Origin of the sequence: Endobacterium panacihumi (assembly GCF_050847465.1) — a bacterium.
In the GTDB taxonomy this organism is placed as follows: Bacteria; Pseudomonadota; Alphaproteobacteria; order Rhizobiales; family Rhizobiaceae; genus Neorhizobium; species Neorhizobium panacihumi.
Genome location: NZ_JBOZRA010000001.1, coordinates 828,290 through 848,147 on the forward strand (window position 1 = coordinate 828,290; position 19,858 = coordinate 848,147).

Annotated in this window: 19 protein-coding genes; 12 read left to right on the forward strand and 7 right to left on the reverse strand. The window is 60.1% G+C overall.

All coding sequences use genetic code 11. The annotated features are described in order from the left end of the window. Window positions 1-6: 6 nt before the first annotated feature. From ACRQ1B_RS04180 to ACRQ1B_RS04195, 4 genes are all read left to right on the forward strand, one after another. On the forward strand, window positions 7-1,920 hold the full coding sequence (locus ACRQ1B_RS04180; RefSeq protein ID WP_432292404.1) for a methyl-accepting chemotaxis protein: 1,914 nt from the start codon (window positions 7-9) through the stop codon (window positions 1,918-1,920). A 298-nt stretch (window positions 1,921-2,218) separates the two neighbouring features. Further along, window positions 2,219-4,156, forward strand: a complete 1,938-nt coding sequence (locus ACRQ1B_RS04185) for a HAMP domain-containing methyl-accepting chemotaxis protein (protein ID WP_432292405.1) — start codon at window positions 2,219-2,221, stop codon at window positions 4,154-4,156. A 319-nt stretch (window positions 4,157-4,475) separates the two neighbouring features. Then, the gene (locus ACRQ1B_RS04190) at window positions 4,476-6,386 is read left to right on the forward strand and encodes a HAMP domain-containing methyl-accepting chemotaxis protein (RefSeq protein ID WP_432292406.1); all 1,911 of its coding nucleotides are present in this window, start codon (window positions 4,476-4,478) and stop codon (window positions 6,384-6,386) included. A gap of 135 nt (window positions 6,387-6,521) precedes the next feature. Further along, window positions 6,522-8,381, forward strand: coding sequence for an ABC transporter ATP-binding protein (locus ACRQ1B_RS04195; protein ID WP_432293804.1), 1,860 nt, complete (start codon window positions 6,522-6,524; stop codon window positions 8,379-8,381). 4 nt (window positions 8,382-8,385) lie between these two features. On the opposite strand, the gene ACRQ1B_RS04200 is transcribed toward ACRQ1B_RS04195, so the two are convergent. Continuing rightward, complete coding sequence (locus ACRQ1B_RS04200; protein WP_432292407.1) at window positions 8,386-9,315, reverse strand: endonuclease/exonuclease/phosphatase family protein; 930 nt, start codon at window positions 9,313-9,315, stop codon at window positions 8,386-8,388. A 379-nt stretch (window positions 9,316-9,694) separates the two neighbouring features. Here ACRQ1B_RS04200 and petA point away from each other — a divergent pair, with 379 nt between their 5' ends. The 5 genes from petA (at window position 9,695) to ACRQ1B_RS04225 (ending at window position 13,951) form a co-directional block, all read left to right on the forward strand. Continuing rightward, complete coding sequence (petA, locus tag ACRQ1B_RS04205) at window positions 9,695-10,273, forward strand: ubiquinol-cytochrome c reductase iron-sulfur subunit (RefSeq protein ID WP_324184667.1); 579 nt, start codon at window positions 9,695-9,697, stop codon at window positions 10,271-10,273. A gap of 14 nt (window positions 10,274-10,287) precedes the next feature. Next, window positions 10,288-11,604, forward strand: coding sequence for a cytochrome b (locus ACRQ1B_RS04210; protein ID WP_432292408.1), 1,317 nt, complete (start codon window positions 10,288-10,290; stop codon window positions 11,602-11,604). Window positions 11,605-11,625: 21 nt separating this feature from the next. Beyond that, window positions 11,626-12,513 (forward strand): cytochrome c1, encoded by an 888-nt coding sequence (locus ACRQ1B_RS04215; protein WP_432292409.1) that lies wholly within the window; start codon window positions 11,626-11,628, stop codon window positions 12,511-12,513. Between the two features lie 167 nt (window positions 12,514-12,680). Beyond that, complete coding sequence (locus tag ACRQ1B_RS04220; protein ID WP_432292410.1) at window positions 12,681-13,226, forward strand: adenine phosphoribosyltransferase; 546 nt, start codon at window positions 12,681-12,683, stop codon at window positions 13,224-13,226. Window positions 13,227-13,336: 110 nt separating this feature from the next. Beyond that, on the forward strand, window positions 13,337-13,951 hold the full coding sequence (locus ACRQ1B_RS04225) for a LysE family translocator (RefSeq protein WP_432292411.1): 615 nt from the start codon (window positions 13,337-13,339) through the stop codon (window positions 13,949-13,951). A gap of 5 nt (window positions 13,952-13,956) precedes the next feature. On the opposite strand, the gene ACRQ1B_RS04230 is transcribed toward ACRQ1B_RS04225, so the two are convergent. The 3 genes from ACRQ1B_RS04230 to ychF are packed head-to-tail and all read right to left on the reverse strand — an operon-like array spanning window position 13,957 to window position 16,011. Continuing rightward, on the reverse strand, window positions 13,957-14,424 hold the full coding sequence (locus ACRQ1B_RS04230) for a MaoC family dehydratase (protein WP_432292412.1): 468 nt from the start codon (window positions 14,422-14,424) through the stop codon (window positions 13,957-13,959). After that, window positions 14,421-14,891: a MaoC family dehydratase gene (locus tag ACRQ1B_RS04235; RefSeq protein ID WP_432292413.1), complete on the reverse strand. Its 471-nt coding sequence runs from the start codon at window positions 14,889-14,891 to the stop codon at window positions 14,421-14,423. Before ACRQ1B_RS04235 ends, ACRQ1B_RS04230 begins: the two co-directional genes overlap by 4 nt. 16 nt (window positions 14,892-14,907) lie before the next feature. Next, a complete protein-coding gene (ychF, locus tag ACRQ1B_RS04240; protein WP_432292414.1) occupies window positions 14,908-16,011 on the reverse strand; it encodes a redox-regulated ATPase YchF in 1,104 nt (367 codons plus the stop codon). Between the two features lie 138 nt (window positions 16,012-16,149). On the opposite strand from ychF, the gene ACRQ1B_RS04245 reads away from it, so the two are divergent. The 3 genes from ACRQ1B_RS04245 to clpS all read left to right on the forward strand — a co-directional run bounded on the left by ACRQ1B_RS04245 (window position 16,150) and on the right by clpS (window position 17,226). After that, the gene (locus tag ACRQ1B_RS04245) at window positions 16,150-16,446 is read left to right on the forward strand and encodes an AbrB/MazE/SpoVT family DNA-binding domain-containing protein (RefSeq protein ID WP_432292415.1); all 297 of its coding nucleotides are present in this window, start codon (window positions 16,150-16,152) and stop codon (window positions 16,444-16,446) included. Then, window positions 16,436-16,834 (forward strand): type II toxin-antitoxin system VapC family toxin, encoded by a 399-nt coding sequence (locus tag ACRQ1B_RS04250; RefSeq protein ID WP_432292416.1) that lies wholly within the window; start codon window positions 16,436-16,438, stop codon window positions 16,832-16,834. The genes ACRQ1B_RS04245 and ACRQ1B_RS04250 overlap by 11 nt, the downstream gene beginning before the upstream one ends. 83 nt (window positions 16,835-16,917) lie before the next feature. Continuing rightward, on the forward strand, window positions 16,918-17,226 hold the full coding sequence (gene clpS, locus ACRQ1B_RS04255) for an ATP-dependent Clp protease adapter ClpS (RefSeq protein WP_432292417.1): 309 nt from the start codon (window positions 16,918-16,920) through the stop codon (window positions 17,224-17,226). 2 nt (window positions 17,227-17,228) lie between these two features. Here the strand turns inward: clpS and ACRQ1B_RS04260 are convergent, their stop codons facing one another. The 3 genes from ACRQ1B_RS04260 to ACRQ1B_RS04270 all read right to left on the reverse strand — a co-directional run bounded on the left by ACRQ1B_RS04260 (window position 17,229) and on the right by ACRQ1B_RS04270 (window position 19,837). Further along, window positions 17,229-18,158: an oxygenase MpaB family protein gene (locus tag ACRQ1B_RS04260; RefSeq protein ID WP_432292418.1), complete on the reverse strand. Its 930-nt coding sequence runs from the start codon at window positions 18,156-18,158 to the stop codon at window positions 17,229-17,231. Window positions 18,159-18,277: 119 nt separating this feature from the next. Further along, a complete protein-coding gene (pth, locus tag ACRQ1B_RS04265) occupies window positions 18,278-19,015 on the reverse strand; it encodes an aminoacyl-tRNA hydrolase (protein ID WP_432292419.1) in 738 nt (245 codons plus the stop codon). A gap of 96 nt (window positions 19,016-19,111) precedes the next feature. After that, the gene (locus ACRQ1B_RS04270) at window positions 19,112-19,837 is read right to left on the reverse strand and encodes a substrate-binding periplasmic protein (RefSeq protein WP_432292420.1); all 726 of its coding nucleotides are present in this window, start codon (window positions 19,835-19,837) and stop codon (window positions 19,112-19,114) included. Between the last annotated feature and the right edge of the window lie 21 nt (window positions 19,838-19,858).

Here is a 19,858-nt window from a genome sequence, read left to right on the forward strand (position 1 = left end):
TCTCATATGCTCAAGTCCCTAAAGATCAAACTTCTTCTGCCTATCCTGTTCGGTTCGGTCGTTCTCGTCGCCATTCTTCAGGGCGGTCTCGGCATGCGTTCGGTCAACCAGATGGACGCCCAGGCGGACAATCTCGGCCGCCGTATGGAACAGTCTGTCGCGATGGCCAACATGGACCGCTTGCTTGCGGATGTTCGCCGTCTTGTTCTGATGGCGCTGTCCGGCAGCAATGCGGGGGAGCAGAAGAAGTGGCTTGGCCAGCTTCAGGACAAGAGCAAGGAACGCGCTGCGGCCTTCGACGCCTTTGCCGGCAGGATCACCGATCCGTCTGCCAAAACCAAGTTCGATGAGTTGCAGAAGGTCGTCGGCGAATACGACGCGATGGGCACCAAGTTCGTCGAGCTGATCAGCACGTCGCGCGTTTATGAAGCGAAGACGCTCATCGCGCAGATGGTGCCGAAGGGTGGCGAGGCAGGAGCGATCCTGTCCGAGCTCATCGAGGCAAACAACCAGCTTGGCATGGCCGACCGGCAGGCGGCCAATGCGGCAGCGCAATTCGCCTCTGTGTCGACCATTGTCGGCATCGTGCTGGCCGTGGTCGTCGCCATGGCCGCCGCAGCGCTCAGCGTATTGCGTATCGCTCGGCCGATCGACAATATTACCAAGGCCATGAACGTGCTCGCGGCCGGAGATAATGCAGTGCAGATCCCCCATGCCGGTCGTCACGACGAGGTCGGCGAGATGGCGGCGGCGGTTGCCGTATTCCGCGACAATGCGATCGAGCGCGAGCAGCTGGAGCGCGAAAGCGAAGCCAATCGCTCGATGAGCGAAAGCGAGCGTATCGCTCGCGAAGAGCAGAAGGCGCGCGAAGCAGCGGATGTTGCCTTCGCCGTCGATGGTCTCGCCCACGGTCTGAAGAGTCTCGCCGACGGTGACATGACCTATCGTCTGGTTCAGCCTTTTGCCGGCCAGCTCGACCAGTTGCGTGTGAACTTCAACGAATCCGTCTCGCGTCTTCAGGATGCGCTTCAGGCTGTCGGTGAAAATGCCCGCATGATCGATGCCGGCGCCAACGAAATTCGCTCTGCCGCTGACAATCTTTCCAAGCGCACCGAGCAGCAGGCCTCTTCCGTTGAGGAAACGGCGGCGGCGCTGGAACAGGTGACGACGGCCGTGAAGGATTCGGCTGTCCGCGCCGGCGAAGCCGGGGCGCTGGTCGATCACACCCGTGGTGATGCGGAGCGGTCCGGCGAGATCGTCAAACAGGCGGTCAATGCCATGGAGGCGATCGAGAAATCGTCGAACGAGATCGGCAACATCATCGGCGTCATCGATGAGATCGCCTTCCAGACCAACCTTCTGGCCCTGAATGCCGGTGTGGAAGCCGCGCGTGCGGGTGATGCCGGCAAGGGTTTTGCCGTGGTGGCACAGGAAGTGCGTGAACTGGCGCAGCGCTCGGCCAATGCAGCACGTGAAATCAAGGCACTGATCTCCGCTTCCGGAGCAAAGGTGCGCGATGGTGTAAAACTCGTTGACCAGACAGGCGAGGCTCTGGAAACGATCGTCTCCAACGTCCAGCGGATCAATTCGAATGTCGCCTCGATCGTCGTATCGACCCGCGAACAGTCCACGGGCCTCAGCGAGATCAACACCTCGGTCAATCACATGGATCAGGGCACGCAGCAGAATGCGGCCATGGTCGAACAAACGACGGCGGCGAGCTATCGTCTGGCATCGCAGGCGGGTGCGCTCAATGAGTTGCTGGCGCAGTTCAAGCTGGATGAAGGCAGGGCCGAAATGCGTGTGGCGTCCACCGATGCCCGCCCGGTTGCTTCGCCGGCGCGCGCCATCGGCAATCGCATCGCGGCGGCTTTCGGTGGCGGTTCGGTGGCCGTGAAACAGGAATGGTCGGAGTTCTGAGCCATCCCGAACGGTTTGATCTGAGACGGCGGCTCCGGCCGCCGTTTCTCGTTGGCGATGGCATTTCTGTGCGTTAATCGAACATGTGATTGATTGTCAATAAATTGCTACTTTTGATTTTATTGAATTCATCTGCAATTTCTCGTCATTCCTATTATCTATTCGTTAAGCCTTATATTCGAACATCCTCATATCAACGTATGGTTTTGTTTCGTTGATCTTTGCAATCGCATGCCGGAGGGCGTCGCGACGTTTCCCCCCAACGTCCCGGCGCCCTTGGCGTTTCCAGGGGATGATCATGCGATACCTGTCACAGATGCGCATTCGGGTTCTTCTTCCGGCTCTGTTCGGGCTGGTTATCGTCATTGCCTTTGCCCAAGGGGGCATGGCACTTTTTTCACTTGCGACGCTGAAGCAGCAGGTGCACGAGATCGGCCGCGAGCGCATGCCGCGCAATACGCTGATCGCCAAGATGGACCATTCCATCAACGTCATCCGTCGCTCCTATGCCGATCTTCTGCTGGCCAACGATGCCGAGGAAATCAAGGCGAACGAGCAGACAATCGCGACGCGCATGAGCGAGCGTGATGCGCTGATCAAGCAATATTCCGACATGATCACGTTGCCGAAAACGCGCGAACTGTTTTCGACGCTGCAGGACGGCGTGGTCACCTATGATGCTGCCGCCAAAACGCTGGTCGGGCTGGTCGAGGCGGGCCGTCACGAGGAGGCACAGTCAGTCTACCGTGGCGCCATGCGAGACGCAGCGAAATTGATGACGGAAGCGCTTGATACGACTGCCGCGAACAATCAGGCCATCAGCGATGAAGCGCTGATCGCTGCCGACACGGCGTATGATCAGGCGCTTGCCAGCACTTATGTGGCGCTTGCGCTGGCCGCAATCATCGCCATCGGTGCTGCCTGCATTTCCTTTTTCCGCGTTGCCAAGCCGATCGACGCCATCACCCGCTCCATGGGGCTGCTCGCTGGCGGGGACAACGAACGCGCAATTCCCTTCATCGAGCGTCGTGATGAAATCGGTTCGATGGCGGCGGCTGTGGAAATCTTCCGCGCCAATGCGCTGGAGCGCATCCGCCTGGAAGCTGAAGCTGAAGACAACCGTGAACTCATGGAACATGAACGCGGCGTGCGCGAACAGCAGAAGATGATCGAGGCCGGTCACGTGAAGGTTGCCGTCGATGGTCTGGCTTCCGGCCTTTCCAACCTTGCCGATGGTAATCTCGGTTACCGTATCGCCACCCCGTTCCATGGCGAACTCGAAACGCTGCGTACCAACTTCAATGCCTCGATGGGCAAGCTGCAGACGACGATGGTGTCGGTCGGCGAAAACGCTCACGCGATCAATGCCGGTACCAACGAAATCCGCAGCGCCGCCGACGACCTGTCGCGCCGCACGGAACAGCAGGCTGCATCGGTGGAAGAAACCGCTGCAGCGCTGGAAGAGGTGACGACCGCCGTCAGCGATTCGAGCCGCCGTGCCCGTGAAGCAGGCCAGCTGGTCGAAAAGACCAAGACGAGTGCCGAGCATTCCGGCGCCATCGTTCGCGATGCCGTGACGGCGATGGAGCAGATCGAGCAATCCTCGACCGAAATCGGCAACATCATCGGCGTCATTGACGACATTGCCTTCCAGACCAATCTTCTGGCGCTCAACGCCGGTGTCGAAGCAGCGCGTGCCGGTGAAGCCGGCAAGGGCTTTGCCGTCGTTGCCCAGGAAGTGCGCGAACTGGCGCAGCGTTCCGCCAATGCCGCCAAGGAGATCAAGACGCTGATCAACCGGTCTGGCGAGCAGGTCCGCAACGGTGTTGCCCTGGTCGGCGAGACCGGCACGGCATTGAAGGAAATCGTCTCCGAAGTCCAACATATCAATCGTCTGGTGGCCGAAATCGTGACCACGGCGCAGGAGCAGGCGACGGGCCTGAAGGAGATCAATACTGCCGTCAACCAGATGGACCAGGGCACGCAGAAGAACGCGGCCATGGTCGAGGAGACCACGGCCGCGACCCACAGCCTTGCCCGCGAGGCAGCCGGTCTGATCGAGCAGCTTGGTCAGTTCCGCCTGGGAGATGCGGCAGCGCAGCCCGCGGTTCGGGTGGCAGCTCCCGCTTCTCAGGCTTCGCGCCCGGCACCGTCTCCGGCGCGGGCGCTTGGCCAAAAGGTTGCCGCCAGCTTTGGTGGATCTGCCCCGCGTGGCGAAGACTGGTCTGAATTCTGATCGTGACGCGGACGGATGAAGTGTCCTTCATGTAACGTGGCAAACCTGTAATCAACGGCCGGAATAAAGGCATGCAAAACGCCTCCACTTTCAAGTGGGGGCGTTTTGTCGCATTAAACTTTTATTTATGCGTATTTGGTCGTTGCTCCCCGGTTTTTCGGCGATTTCTGCATTCTTGACGGTTGCAAGGCAGGTGATTTCATCGAATTCGAACATTAACCATCCAACGCGCGGATTTATCGGTAATTTTTTGTTTAGGCAGCCTTGAGAAAAGCCCGGCGTCCGATTGTTCGGGCTTTGTCTACACGGGGGTCGCCACATGTTGAAATCTGTAAAAATCAAAATTCTTCTGCCGTCACTTTTCGCTTTGACCGTCCTGCTCATCGTTCTGCAGGGCGTGCAGGGCATGCGATCGGTTTCTGAACTGGAAACGCAGGCAGACAATATCAGCAGGCGCATGGAGCGGTCGCTGATGGTCGCCGATATGTACAGTTCGATGGGCGACGTGAGACGCCTTTACCTGATGGTGCTGGCGACCGACAGCGCATCCGAGCGCGCCACTCTCTTCCGGGAGATCGAGGCGACGACGGCCAAGCGTGCCGCCGAATTCAACACCTATTCTGCCTCGATGAAGATCCCGGCTGCGAAGGCGAAGTTTGCCGAAATGGAGACGCTGGCCGCCGATTTCGACCGGCTGGGTCAAGAGTTTTCCGCTCATGTCGCCGCATCCAGACTGTCGGAAGCGCGTGCCGTTGTCGCACGGATGTCCGAAAAGGGTGCTGACGTCGGAAAAGGCCTGCAGCAGCTGATCGCCGACAACAACCAGCGTGGACAGGAAGACCGTGCCGCTGCCAAGGATGCTGCGCAGTTCGCCTTTTCATCCACGCTCGTCGGCATCATCATTGCCGTACTGGTTTCGATCGGTGCCGCCATTGCCAGCGTCTTCCGCGTGACCCGTCCTATCAGCGCCATCACGGCGTCTATGAACACGCTGGCTGCGGGCAACAACAAGGCGGCAATACCTTTTGCCGGCAATACCGATGAGATCGGCGACATGGCGGCCGCCGTTGCCGTGTTCCGCGACAATGCGCTGGAGCGCGAGCGTCTGGAGCAGGAAACTGAAGCCAACCGCTCGATGAGTGAACGCGAGCGCATCGCCCGCGAAGAGCAGAAGGCGCGCGAGGCCGCTGATGTCGCTTTCGCCGTCGATGGTCTGGCGTCGGGTCTCAAGAGCCTGTCGGATGGCGACATGACCTTCCGTTTGGCCCAGCCCTTTGCCGGTCAGCTTGACCAGCTCCGTCTCAACTTCAACGAATCCGTTGCCAAGCTGCAGGGCGCACTGCGTGCCGTCGGCGACAATGCCCGCATGATCGATGCCGGCGCCAACGAGATCCGTGCTGCCGCCGACGATCTGTCGAAGCGCACCGAACAGCAGGCGTCTTCCGTCGAGGAGACGGCTGCAGCGCTTGAACAGGTGACCACCGCCGTCAAGGATTCGTCCGTTCGCGCCGGTGAGGCGGGCAAGCTCGTCGATCATACCCGTGTCGGCGCGGAACGTTCGGGCGATGTCGTCCGTCAGGCCGTTGCCGCCATGGAGGCGATCGAGCAGTCGTCGAGCGAGATCAGCAATATCATCGGTGTGATTGACGATATCGCTTTCCAGACCAACCTCTTGGCTCTGAACGCTGGTGTGGAAGCGGCGCGTGCCGGTGAGGCCGGCAAGGGTTTTGCTGTCGTCGCCCAAGAGGTGCGTGAACTGGCGCAGCGTTCCGCCACGGCTGCCCGCGAGATCAAGACGCTGATCGGGGCCTCTGGTGACAAGGTGCGCGACGGTGTCGATCTGGTCGGACAGACCGGTACCGCGCTGGAATCGATCGTCGCCGATGTGCAGAAGATCAACCAGAACGTTGGCACCATCGTCATGTCGGCACGCGAACAGTCGACCGGACTTGCCGAGATCAACACCGCCGTCAACCAGATGGATCAGGGCACGCAAAAGAATGCGGCCATGGTCGAGCAGACGACGGCGGCCAGCCACAGCCTTGCCAGGCAGGCGGCTGAGCTGACGGAACTGCTGTCACAGTTCAAGCTGGACGAGGGACGTGCGGATGTTCGCGCAGCCACGCCGACGTCGCGTCCGGTGACGTCGCCGGCCCGTGCCATTGGCGCCCGCATCGCTTCCGCTTTCAGCGGCAATGCGGCGGTCAAGCAGGAATGGTCGGACTTCTGAGAGGGACGATAGAGAATGAACGAAACGCCGGCCTCGCGCCGGCGTATTTCGTATTCGTCCGGGCCACGCCTATCTTACCGAAATGTAAGCTGCACTGACCTTTGCCAGTTCATGCGAAGCCGCTATATCGGCTTCATGGCCATCACTCGTCTTTTCCGCTTTTTCGAAAACTGGATTTCACCATTCGCCCGGAAAGACGATCTGCGTCCGCCGGCAACGACGCTTGGATTCATCTGGTTCTATCTCAATCAGGCCAAGACGCCGTTTTTTGCCATGCTGGTGCTGGGTGGCCTGACGGCGGCAATCGAGGCGGCCCTGTTCTGGTTCGTCGGGCGCCTAATCGATATTTTGGCCACCATCAAACCGGCAGACGGCTGGGCCGGGCTTCTCGCCGCGCATGGCTGGGAACTAGCCGGCATGCTGGTGCTGATCGGCGTTGTGCGCTTCGTCGTGACGCTGCTGACGGCGCTGACCGACCAGCAGATCATCACGCCCGGTTTCTACAACATGGTGCGCTGGCAATCCTACATGCATGTGGCGCGGCAATCGCTGTCCTTCTTCCAGAACGATTTTTCCGGCCGCATCGTCAACAAGGTCTGGTCGGGCGGCCAGTCGGCGGGTGATCTCGTTACCTCGCTGATGGAAAGCGTCTGGTTCGTCGGCATCTATTCCGTCTCGATGCTGTTTCTGGTCGGCAGTCTCGACTGGCGTCTGGCGGTGGTCGTCTGCGTCTGGGTGTTCATCTTCTCGCTTCTGGCGCGGTATTTCGTGCCGCGCATCCGCTATCATTCGCGCGAAACGGCGGAAGCAGCTTCCATGCTGAACGGCCGCATGGTCGATGCCTATAGCAATATCCAGACGCTGCGCCTGTTCGGTCATGACGATGCCAATGACCGCTACATGCTGCAGGGTTTCGAGACCTTTCAGAAAACCACAATCCTGTTCACCCGGTTCATTACCGGGGTGAGGGCTTCGATGGCGCTTTTGTCGGGCATCATGATCACCAGCATGGCGGCGCTCTGCATCGATCTGTGGCTGTCTGGAAAGATCACCTCGGGTGCCGTTGCCTTCACGCTGGCGCTGGTGCTGCGGCTGAATTTTCTGCTCGGACGGCTGATGACGCAGTTCAACGGCATCATGCGCAATTTCGGCGTCGTGCAGAATGCCGCCGAACTGATTTCGCAGCCGATCGGCCTTGTCGATGCGCCGAACGCGGGTACGCTGTCGGTAAAACAGCCCGGCATCGTCTTCGACAATGTCAGTTTTCATTATGGGCGCGGCAAGGGCGTCATCGAAAATCTGTCTCTGGAAATCCGTCCGGGCGAGAAGGTCGGCGTGGTCGGCCGTTCGGGTGCCGGCAAATCGACGCTCGTCAATCTTCTCTTGCGTTTCTATGATGTCGAGAGTGGTCGTATCCTGATCGACGGGCAGGATATTTCGCAAGTGACGCAGGATAGCCTGCGTCGGCAGATCGGCATGGTGACGCAGGACACGGCGCTGCTGCATCGCTCGATCCGCGAAAACATCCTGTTTGGACGCGATAATGCCGGCGAGGAAGAGCTGGTGGCGGCAACGCAGCGGGCAGAAGCGGATGACTTTATCACTCGGCTGGAGGACCAGCGCGGCCGCACGGGTTTCGATGCGCATGTCGGTGAGCGTGGCGTCAAACTGTCCGGTGGCCAGCGGCAGCGTATCGCCATTGCCCGTGTGATGCTCAAGAACGCGCCGATCCTCGTGCTGGATGAAGCGACCTCGGCACTCGACTCGGAGGTGGAGGCGGCGATCCAGGCCAATCTTGACCGATTGATGGAGGGCAAGACCGTGCTGGCCATCGCACACCGGCTTTCGACCATTGCAGCGCTCGACCGCCTCATCGTCATGGATGCCGGACAGATCGTCGAGCAGGGCACACATGTCGAACTGATCGCGCGCGGCGGGCTTTATGCATCCTTCTGGGAACGGCAGTCGGGCGGATTTCTCGGTGCGGAAGACTGAGCCGTTACTCAGGAACGACGAATTCCGCCATCAGGCCATAATGGTTGGAGCCCATCGAATTCGGAATGCGGGTGACCGATTTCATGGCGAGCGGCGCGCGCACCATGACATGATCGATGGCGATGCCGAACCGGCCGAGACGCACCGGCCATGTGGGGATTTCCGGCGCGATGGTGCGCAGGTCCGTCCAGCGCATGAACTGCTGCACATCCGGTGCGATGCTGGACGAGTTGAAATCGCCGGAGAGAAACAGCGGCCCCTTGCGGTTGTTGATGATCCGCGCGGCGTTGGTCAGTTCCATCTTGTGATAATTGTCGAAATACGGCTTGCTGAGATGCATGGCGACCACATGCACCGTCGTGCCGGCGACATCGATATCCGCCAGCATGAAACGGTCTTTTCGTAGTTCGCTGAGGCCTCCGACGCTCAGATTGCTGAGCGGCAGTTTCGACAACATCATCATGTCGCAGATATCCGTCTCCCGGCCGCAGCCGATCCGGTAGGGATAGACCTTGTCGAGATCCGCCAGATACGGCGCCAGCGGCGGCATTTCCATGATGTTGACGACATCGGCACCGGAATCGACGATGGCCTGGTAGATGCGCTCGCCATTGCGATAATTGCCGCCGAGAATGTTGAAATGCATCAGCCTGATTGTCTTGCCCGATTGCGGTGCCGGCTCGGCATCGAACTCGTAGGGCATAATCCAGGCATGCACGGCGATGCCGATCGAAGCGACCAGCAGCAATCCGGGGAAAATGTTGCGGCTGAGGAGCAAAGCCAGAATCATTGCCAGCGCGCAGGCGACGGCGGCGTGCAGTTGCAGGCTGTGAAGCGTTGCAAGCATCCATTGCGGATGCACATAACGTGTGGCGATTGCGCCCAGCACAAGCGACACAATGACGCAGAGGGCAACCGAGATCGTGTGTTTCATGTGCTCTTGCCCGGAAGTCGCCACGTCTGAGCACCGGTTAGCATAAAGCATGTGTGCGTTGCAACACGCGGAAGTGGCAGCGGTTTCCGGCACTTGATTCAGATCAAGTTGGCATTTGATTCCTCTGCGTAAATCGCCCCGAGCGGCGTGATGACCGGTTTGTCATGGCGTGCACGAAGCAAAGCGGGGCGAAGCTGCCGGAATTCACGCGGTTGACTGGCCGCAGCCCTTGCCAAAACAGGAGTTTATCTGCGATCAAAAGGTGTATTGCGCCGACTTGCTGGGGACTCGTTGTTCGCACTATGGTGGACGCGGTTTCGACCCAGCCTGGAGGAGGCTTTGTGCGGTTGATCGGGATGCGTGAGAGGATGGTAAAACCGTGAGTGAAAACACATCGAACGGACAGGCGTCCGGCGAGCCGACTCGCCGTGACTTTCTATATCTGACCACCGGCATGGCGGGCGCAGTCGGCGCCGTCGCTGTCGCGTGGCCCTTTATCGACCAGATGCGGCCGGATGCATCGACGCTGGCTCTGGCCTCCATCGAGGTCAATGTCGCCGCCTTGCAGCCGGGCATGTCGCTGACGGTGAAATGGCGCGGCAAGCCCGTGTTCATCCGCAACCGCACGCCAAAGGAAGTGGAAGAGGCTAATGCAGTTGCACTGTCCGATCTGAAGGATCCTATCGCCCGCAACGCCAATCTGGGCGCGGATGCCGAAGCCAGCAGCATCGATCGCTCGGCCGGCGCAGGCAAGGAAAACTGGATCGTTATGATCGGCTCCTGCACCCATCTGGGCTGCGTGCCGCTCGGCCAGGCCGGTGAATTCGGCGGATGGTTCTGTCCCTGCCATGGCTCGCACTACGATACGGCGGGCCGTATTCGAAAGGGGCCTGCGCCGCAAAACCTCGCCATTCCGACATTCGCTTTCACCAGCGATACCGTCATCACGATCGGATAAGGGGGGATTATTCAATGAGCGGTCATTCGTCTTACCAGCCATCCACCGGCATCGAAAAATGGATCGACTCGCGGCTTCCTTTGCCGCGCATGGTCTATGACAGTTTTGTTGCCTATCCGGTTCCGCGCAACCTCAACTACGCCTACACATTCGGCGCCATGCTGTCGGTCATGCTGGTCGTGCAGATCCTCACCGGTGTCGTGCTTGCCATGCACTATACGGCGTCCACGATCGGCGCTTTCGATAGCGTCGAAAAGATCATGCGCGACGTCAACCACGGCTGGCTCTTGCGTTACATGCATGCCAACGGCGCATCCTTCTTCTTCATCGCCGTCTATCTCCATATCGCCCGCGGCCTCTATTACGGCTCCTACAAGGCGCCGCGCGAAATCCTCTGGATCCTCGGCGTGGTCATCTATCTCCTGATGATGGCGACCGGTTTCATGGGGTACGTCCTGCCCTGGGGCCAGATGTCCTTCTGGGGTGCGACCGTCATCACCGGCTTCTTCACAGCCTTCCCTCTGGTGGGTGAGTGGATCCAGCAGTTCCTGCTCGGTGGCTTTGCCGTCGACCAGCCGACGCTGAACCGCTTCTTCTCGCTGCATTACCTCTTACCGTTCATGATCGCCGGCGTCGTCGTCCTGCATGTCTGGGCGCTGCATGTGACCGGCCAGACCAACCCGACCGGTGTCGAGGTGAAGACCAAGACCGATACGGTGCCGTTCACGCCTTATGCGACGCTCAAGGATGCGTTCGGCGTGTCGGTCTTCCTGATTGTTTATGCCTGGTTCGTCTTCTACATGCCGAACTATCTTGGCCACCCGGACAACTACATTCCGGCCAATGCGCTGAAGACCCCGGCCCATATCGTGCCCGAATGGTATTACCTGCCGTTCTACGCGATGCTGCGCGCCATCACCTTCAATGTCGGCCCGATCGACTCGAAGCTTGGCGGCGTTCTGGTGATGTTCGGTTCGATCATCATCCTGTTCTTCCTGCCCTGGCTCGACACGTCCAAGGTCCGCTCGGCCGTCTACCGCCCGTGGTACAAGCTGTTCTTCTGGCTGTTCGTCGTCAACGCCATCCTCCTCGGTTGGCTTGGTGCCATGCCGGCGGAAGGCGGCGGTCTGGTGACGCTGCTGTTCTTCGGTGAACTGAAGGGCAACTATGTCGGTTATTCGCAGCTCGGAACGCTGTATTATTTCGGTTTCTTCCTCGTCATCATGCCGGTTCTCGGCCTGATCGAGACACCGCGGCGCATCCCGAATTCGATCACCGAAGCCGTTCTTGCAAAGAAGAACGGTTCGCCCAAGGCCGATACGGTCGCCTGAGCCCGCGAGAGGAAAATCATCATGAAAAAGCTTAAGCTAAGCTTCCTGTCGCTGGGCCTTATGGCGGGCATCGCCATCCTGCCGGCCGCTGCGCAGGAAAACCACGACAACGCTCCCGGCGGCACCGCCGTCGAGGACCATGGCGCAACGCCGCATTATCCGATCAAGCACCCGCATCAGACGGAGTGGAGTTTTGCCGGTCCCTTCGGCCATTACGACAAGGGTCAGCTGCAGCGCGGCCTGAAGATCTATTCGGAAGTCTGTTCCGCCTGCCATTCGATGAAGCTGGTGTCTTTCCGCACGCTGGAAGAACTGGGGTATTCGGAAGCGCAGGTGAAGGCATTTGCCGCCACGCACGAGGTGCAGGACGGGCCGAACGAAGATGGAGAGATGTTCACCCGCAAGGCCGTGCCTTCGGACTATTTCCCGTCACCGTTCCCGAACGAACAGGCGGCCGCGGCCGCCAACAACGGTGCGGCACCGCCGGACTTCTCGCTGATCGCCAAGGCACGCGGCATTACGCGCGGCTTCCCGACATTCATATTCGACATGTTCACCCAGTATCAGGAGGGCGGCCCGGATTACATCCATGCTCTGCTGACCGGATATCAGGAGCCGCCGGAAGGAACGGAAGTGCCGGAAGGCACGCATTACAATCCGTATTTCGCCAATGCCGCGTCGCTGGCCATGGCGCCGCCGCTCTCGGCCGATCAGGTGACCTATGACGACGGCACGCCGCAGACGCTGGAACAGTATTCGCAGGATGTTTCCGCATTCCTGATGTGGGCAGCGGAACCGCATCTGGAAGAACGCAAGCGCACCGGATTCATGGTCATGGTGTTCCTGGCGATCTTCACGATCCTGATCTACCTGACCAAAAAATCGGTCTATGCCAACAAGGAGCACTGAGCGGCTCTTGATGACAGGAATAGGCGGCTGCGGCCGCCTTTTCATGCGTAACGCCTGTCTGGCTTGGGGATGGGGAGCCGGAGCGGGCCCGTGCGGCGATGCGGAACTTTACAGGGCGGCCATTGCGCGCCAAGGTGCCGCCTCAAGAACACGGATACAAGATTCCCATGACCGCCTCGACCAAAGACATCCTCTCCGCCGCCATCCGCTCCATCCCGGACTATCCGAAGCCCGGCATCATCTTTCGCGACATCACCACCTTGCTCGGTGATGCGCAGGCATTCCGGCTGGCGGTCGATGAGCTTGTAAAACCGTATGAAGGGCTCGGCGTCGACAAGATTGCCGGCATGGAAGCGCGCGGCTTCATCCTCGGCGGTGCCATGGCGCATCAGCTCTCGGCCGGTTTCGTGCCGATCCGCAAGAAGGGCAAACTGCCTTTCCGCACCGTCAGCATGGCCTATGCGCTGGAATACGGCACCGACGAGATGGAAATCCACGTCGATGCGGTCAAGCCGGGCGAAAAGGTGATCCTCTGCGACGACCTGATTGCGACGGGCGGTACGGCCGTCGGCGCCGTGCAGCTACTGCGCCAGATCGGCGCGGAGGTCGTCTCCGCCTGCTTCGTCATCGATCTGCCGGATCTCGGTGGCCGCAAGAAGCTCGAGGCGCTTGGCGTCGAGGTGCGGGTGCTGGCGGAATTTTCCGGGCACTGATTTCCCTCAGGGGACGAACCCCTCGTTTTCCATGATTGCGCGGGTTTTTGCCCGCGTTATCCTCCATGCCTGAGCCGTCGGGGCCGGGATACCAGCTTGGGGGATTTTGCATGGATGTGGCGACGCTTCTGGCCTTTGCCGTGGCTTTTTTCGTATTCGCCGCAAGTCCCGGCCCGGATAACATGACGATCGTTGCCAGGACGCTGTCGCATGGCCCGGCGTCCGGCATTGCCTATGCGAGCGGCATGGTGGCGGGCATTCTTGTCTGTCTGGCGCTTGCCGTGCTTGGCTTGTCCGTCATCGCTACCGAGATGGGTGGCGTGATGACGATTTTGCGGTATGCCGGTGCTGCCTATCTGGTCTGGATGGGTTTTCGCATGTGGACTGCCGATCCGGTCTTGCCGGAAGTGCCGGCGGTGGCGGATCGCGGTGATCTGCTCAAGACCTTCCTGACGGGCATAGCGCTGAATCTCGGCAATCCGAAAATGCCGCTGTTCTACATGGCGCTGTTGCCGCATGTGGTCGGGCCGCAATTGACGTTCGCTCAAGGCGGGGTGCTGGCACTGACGATTGTGCTGGTCGAGGTCGTCGTTATCGGCGCCCATGTGGTCGCTGCCAGCCGGGCGCGAAAAATGCTGCGCAGTCCGGTGGTGATGCGACGCGTCAACCGTGCTTCGGGTGCCGTGATGGTTGGTGCAGGCGTCGCGGTTGCCGCTTCGCGCTGAACTGCCTATTCGAATTCCAGCACGCTGCCTTCGTAGCGCATCACCATGTGGCCATCCTGATTGACGCCTTCGTTGATGGTGCGGTTAATGAATGTGCCTGGCCGGGTGGCGAGCGGACGGCTGTCGACCAGCGTCACAGAATAGGTGATGCTGTCGCCGGCATAAACCGGGCGGAGCCATTGCAGCTTCTGGAAACCGGGTGAGGGTCCCAGTTTCGGAGGGACCTGACCCTCGGCGATCAGTTGTGCGCTTTCTTCTGCCCAATATGCCAGAAACGTCTTCATCCAGCCGGCGCAGGTGTGCCAGCCGGAGGCACAGAGCGCGCCGAAGACGTAATCCTTGGCGGCTTCCGCATCGACGTGAAAGGGCTGCGGATCGAATTTTTTGGCAAAGCGGATGATGTCGTCCGGTGTGAACAGCATCGTGCCGGTGACGACCTTTTCGCCGGGTGGGGAAAGCTCAACCAGTCTCATGGACGAACCTCCGCAGGCTCACGCAGACGCATCATGATCGGGTTTTCACCACGCATGACGACCTCGCCGCGCTGGTTTTCCACTTCGTGCAGGAATTTGACCAGGCCTATACCAGGCTTAGAGCGTAAGGTTCGGGCCTCAATCACGGTGGAGCGACCGGACAGCGTATCGCCGGCCAGAACCGGTTTGCGCCATTCCATGAAATCGATGCCGGGAGAGCCTTCCGACGAGGAGCGCGACAGCCAGCCGTCATACATCATGCGCATGAACAGGCTCGCCGTGTGCCAGCCGGAGGCTGAAAGGCCGCCGAGAATGCTGGCCTTGCCCGCTTTCTCGTCGAGATGCATGGGCTGCGGATCGAATTCGGACGCGAAGGCAATGATCGCCTCCGCCGTGATTTTGGCGCTGGCCAGGGCGAAAACGCGTCCCGGTTCGAAATCCTCGAAATGAAACTCGATCGCGCCCATGGCCGGTGCTTCTACATTACGTGTTGAAGCGGAAGTGGATCACGTCGCCATCGTTGACGACATATTCCTTGCCTTCGTCGCGGCCCTTGCCGGCTTCCTTGGCGCCGACTTCGCCCTTGAAGGCGATGTAGTCGTCATAGGAGATGGTGAAGGCGCGGATGAAACCGCGTTCGAAATCCGTGTGGATGACGCCGGCGGCGGCCGGGGCCTTGGTGCCGCGGACGATCGTCCAGGCGCGGCATTCCTTAGGGCCAACCGTGAAATAGGTGATCAGGTCGAGCAGATTGTAGCCGGCGCGGATCAGACGGTCGAGACCGGCTTCCTCAAGGCCGAGGGCGCCCAGAAATTCCTTGGCTTCCTCGTCCGGCAACTGCGCGACTTCCGACTCGATGGCGGCCGAGATGATGACGCATTCCGCGCCCTGCGCCTTTGCCATTTCGGCAACGGCTTTGGTGTGCTCGTTACCGTCGACCGCATCGCCTTCGGCGACGTTGCAGACGTAGAGCACCGGATGGGAGGTCAGGAGATTGAGGCCCTTGAGGATCTCGATCTCGTCGGCAGCGAGCGTGTTCAGCAGGATGCGGGCCGGCTTGCCTTCGTTCAGAAGCTTAATGACCGCTTCCATCACCGGCAGCTGGGCAGCCGATTCCTTGTCGTTGGTCTTGGCGCGCTTGCGGGTTTGTTCGACGCGGCGCTCAAGGCTTTCGAGGTCGGCGAGCATCAGTTCTGTATCGATCGTATCGGCATCGCCGACTGGATTGATCTTGCCCTCGACATGCGTGATGTCGTCGTCTTCGAAGCAGCGCAGCACGTGCACGACGGCATCGACTTCGCGGATGTTGGCAAGGAACTTGTTGCCGAGGCCTTCACCCTTCGAAGCGCCGCGCACGAGGCCGGCGATATCGACGAAGGAGATGCGCGTCGGGATGATTTCCTTGGAGCCGGCGATTGCCGCCAGCTTCTGCATGCGCGCGTCGGGCACGGCCACTTCGCCGGTGTTCGGTTCGATCGTGCAGAAGGGATAATTGGCGGCCTGCGCGGCTGCCGTCTTGGTGAGTGCGTTGAAGAGGGTGGACTTGCCGACATTCGGCAGGCCCACGATACCGCATTTAAAGCCCATGGTCGGGAACCCGTATCTTTGAATAAACTGGGGGCAGGCTATGGGGGAAAGCGCCGTGGGGGTCAAGAGCGGGGCGCGACCCTTCTCTTGCGGGCCGGGCCCATATCACCTATTTTCAAGGCCCAAGGAGTGTTGGTCATGACCATTCTGACTGTCACCAGCGCGGGGGATGTAACCCTCGACAAGGAACTGCTCGAAACACTGGATATTGCGCCGGGCGACCGGCTGGTCGTGCTGCCACGTGCAGATGGCGGGCTGTCGCTTTCGCCCGTCCCGGAGGTGACTGCGGCGCCTCAGAAAAAGAAGGAAGGCGGGTTGGAGGCTTTTTTCGGATCGCTCAAGAACAAAACGCGGGTTGCACCGTCGCTCGAGGAGATCAAGGAAGCCATCGAAGACGGATGGGCTGGCAAGGTACGGTTTGACGATGATCGCTGATACCAATGTGCTGGTTCGTGCCTGGGCCGCAGACGACAGGATACAGGCCGCCCAGGCACAGGCTGCGATGGATGCGGCGCTAAAGATCCACGTGCCGCTTACGACCTTCTGCGAGTTTGTATGGGTGCTACGACAAATTTATCGCTTTTCTGCCCAAGATATCGCCGGTGCCATCCGCGTGCTGATTGCCGATCCGCGAACTGTAATTGATCGCGATGCCGTTGCCGCAGGACTGGCCTTTCTCGATGCAGGCGGCGATTTTGCCGATGGCGCCATCGAATTCGAGGGGCGACGGCTTGGCGGCAAGGTTCTTGCCACGTTCGATCGTCAGGCCGCTGCGATCATTCGCGGGCAGGGCCGGCAATGCCTGTTGCTGGGCGCGGAATAACATCGTCATATTGCTGCACTATTGAAACGCGCGAATGCGCATCATTTTTTGCCCGAGAGGCGCGTCATCATCAGGAGATGCCGATGGCCGACGACACGACACTCAAGCCGACAACCAAGACAACGCCCAAGGCAGAGCGGCCAAAGCTCTACAAGGTTCTGCTGCTCAACGACGACTATACGCCCCGCGATTTCGTGACCCTCGTGCTGAAGGCGGTGTTTCGCATGAGCGAGGAGGCGGGCTATCGGGTGATGATGACCGCCCACAAGATGGGCACCAGCGTCGTCATGGTCGCGGCAAAGGATATCGCCGAGACGAAGGCGACGGAAGCTGTCGATCTCGCCAAGGAAGCGGGTTTTCCGCTGATGTTCACCACCGAGCCTGAGGAATAAGGTCAGCGGCGGATCGGCCGGTAGAGGTAATCATCCGGCAGGCCGAGGCGACGGCAGGCCTGAACGGGGGGCGAGGACCGCAGCAGCAGCCTGTCGGCGCTGCGGGCGGCAAGCCTGACGGTGGCGCGCTCCAGACGGTTCAGCGACCATTCGCTGCCAAGTTCCAGCCGGTGCCTGATCCAGTGTGGCAGCAACTCGACGGCTGCCTTGACCAGCAGGCCCTGCAAGGGACGGACCGGACCCGGAAGGGCGGGAAGATCGCGCATGATGCCAAGAAACTCGGCAACGATGGGTGACGGTTCCAGTCGATCCCGCCGGAAGGCGAACAACGCATCCAGTTCTGCCTGCGACGTCGGCGCACCCGTGGCGCCGTAGAGTTTTGCTGCCGGCCCGGCTTCTAAAAACAGTGCGTCCCGCTCATCGTCGGACAGCGGACGCACAAACTGGTGGTAAGCCTCCATGAAGCCAAAGCCTGCCGTCGCCTGCACCCAGTCGAGCAGGTCGGGATCGTTGGCGTTATAGGCCTCACCGCCGCTTGTCTGTCCCTCCACCTTGCCGTGGCGGCGCACGACGCCCGCGATCATTGCCTCCGCCTGACTGTGGGCGCCATAGACCGTCACCATGGCGGCAAGACCGGTGCGTTGAAGGCGCGTCAGCGCATCGGCGCGAAAGCTACTATGCTGCCACACGCCGTCACGAACCTTTGGTTCGGCAAACTCCAGCAGCACGGCGGTGACACCGCCGATGAACATCGAAATCTGGTTTTTGAAAACAATCCAGGAAACGGATGCCGCCGGGACGAGCGCAGGTTCGCCCGTGGGCTGCGAGAAGTCGATTTTCATGGCGCCATTGCCGATAAGGTCCGTGGCGGCACGGTCGAGGCGGTCATGCAGCAAGCCGGGCAGGGGCAGGGCCGTCGAGTGATGGAACATGTCAAACTCCTTTTTCCTTCCAAGCCGGATGGCCGGAGTTTGTTCCGGAATTGTGACTTTGTGTCCTGTTTTTCGGCGAACTCAGGGCGGGTGGCCTGCCGCGCCCAACCGCGAAGCCGTCACTCGCCCTTGTTGCCGAACATCTTCTTCAGCATTTCCGCCATCGGGCCTGTCGTCGGCAGGTTCGGTTTCGTGCCGCCGCGTGCCTGATGAATATGCGATTTTCCGGCGGGTTTCGGTGCCGCCGGTTTATCAACCTTCGGCTTTTCAGCCTTCTCCGCTTCCGGTTTGGCGCCGACGGCCAGCGCCAGCTTGTTCATCAATTGCGAATCCTCACGCTTCACCAGCATGGCGGCATTGTCGGCCAGCGTATCGAGCAGCGGTTCCAGCCACACCTTGTCGGACTTTGCAAAATCGCCGAGGACATGGTTATGCACCTGCTCCTTGTTGCCGGGATGACCGATACCGAGGCGCAGGCGGCGGTATTCCTTGCCGCAATGGGCATCGAGCGACTTGACGCCATTGTGGCCGCCATGGCCGCCCCCGGTCTTGATGCGGGTGCGACCGGGTGCGAGATCCAGTTCGTCATAGATGGCGGTGATGTCGCCAGGCCCGAGCTTGTAGAAGCGCATTGCCTCTCCGACCGATTCTCCCGACAGGTTCATATAGGTCTGTGGCTTGATCAGCAGGACCTTTTCGCCGCCGAGTTCGCCTTCGGAAATCAGCGCCTTGAACTTTTTCGACCAGGGCGCAAAGCCGGGCAGACGCTGGATGGCGTCGAGCGCCATGAAACCGATATTGTGGCGGTTGCCCGCATATTGCGTGCCGGGATTGCCGAGGCCTGCGATGATCTGCATGTCTGCACCGTTCTGGGTGGTCTGTCTGCCTCTTCACCACCGCGAAACGGCGCAGAAGTCAACCGCCTTGCGTCCCAGTTGTTTAATCTGGACGTCTCACTGCGGTGGCTCAAGTCCGTAGGCGCGGTATATCCGGGCCTGCGTGCCATCGGCGATCATGCGGTCGAGCTTGGTCTGCATTTTCCTTACTGTTTGCCAGGATACGGCACGATTGCAGGCTATGCCAAGCTTCTGGTCGGAAAGCTTGGTAACCCGCTCAACCGCAACGCCGTTTGCATGCAACTGATCATAGACATCTTCAGACATCGGCATGAGTTCGATGCGATCACTGAGCAGTTTGGCCAGGGTCACGTCGAATGTCGAACTGATATCGATCTTGGGAAATTTCAGTTTGACCAGCAGCGTTTCCGTGTAGTCGGAGCGATGTGTGCCGACCGTGAATGCCCTGGCGTCATCCAGCGTTTTTGCCTCGACCCTGGAGTGTCGGTGTTTGACGAGAATGCTCTGGCTTCTGGCAAGCGGCATCACCCATCTGAAACGGGCCAGGCGTTCCGGTGTTTTTGCTGCCGAGAACACGCAAGTGGCCGCCTGGGTTTCGGCGAGCGCGATGGCGCGCGCCCAGGGCATGACTTCGATGCGATAATCAAGGCCACTTCCTGCCATCATGTCTTTTACCTGGTCGACCGAAATGCCGCGCAGAGAGCCTGCCTTTTCCTGAACGATGAAGGGTGGATAGGATTCCGTCGTGAAAAGCAGTGTTTCGTCCGCGGCGGCATGGCCGGCAGCGAGGATCAGGCCGAATGTCAGCGCCGAAACCCTCATGGATTCTCCTTGCCGGTGCGA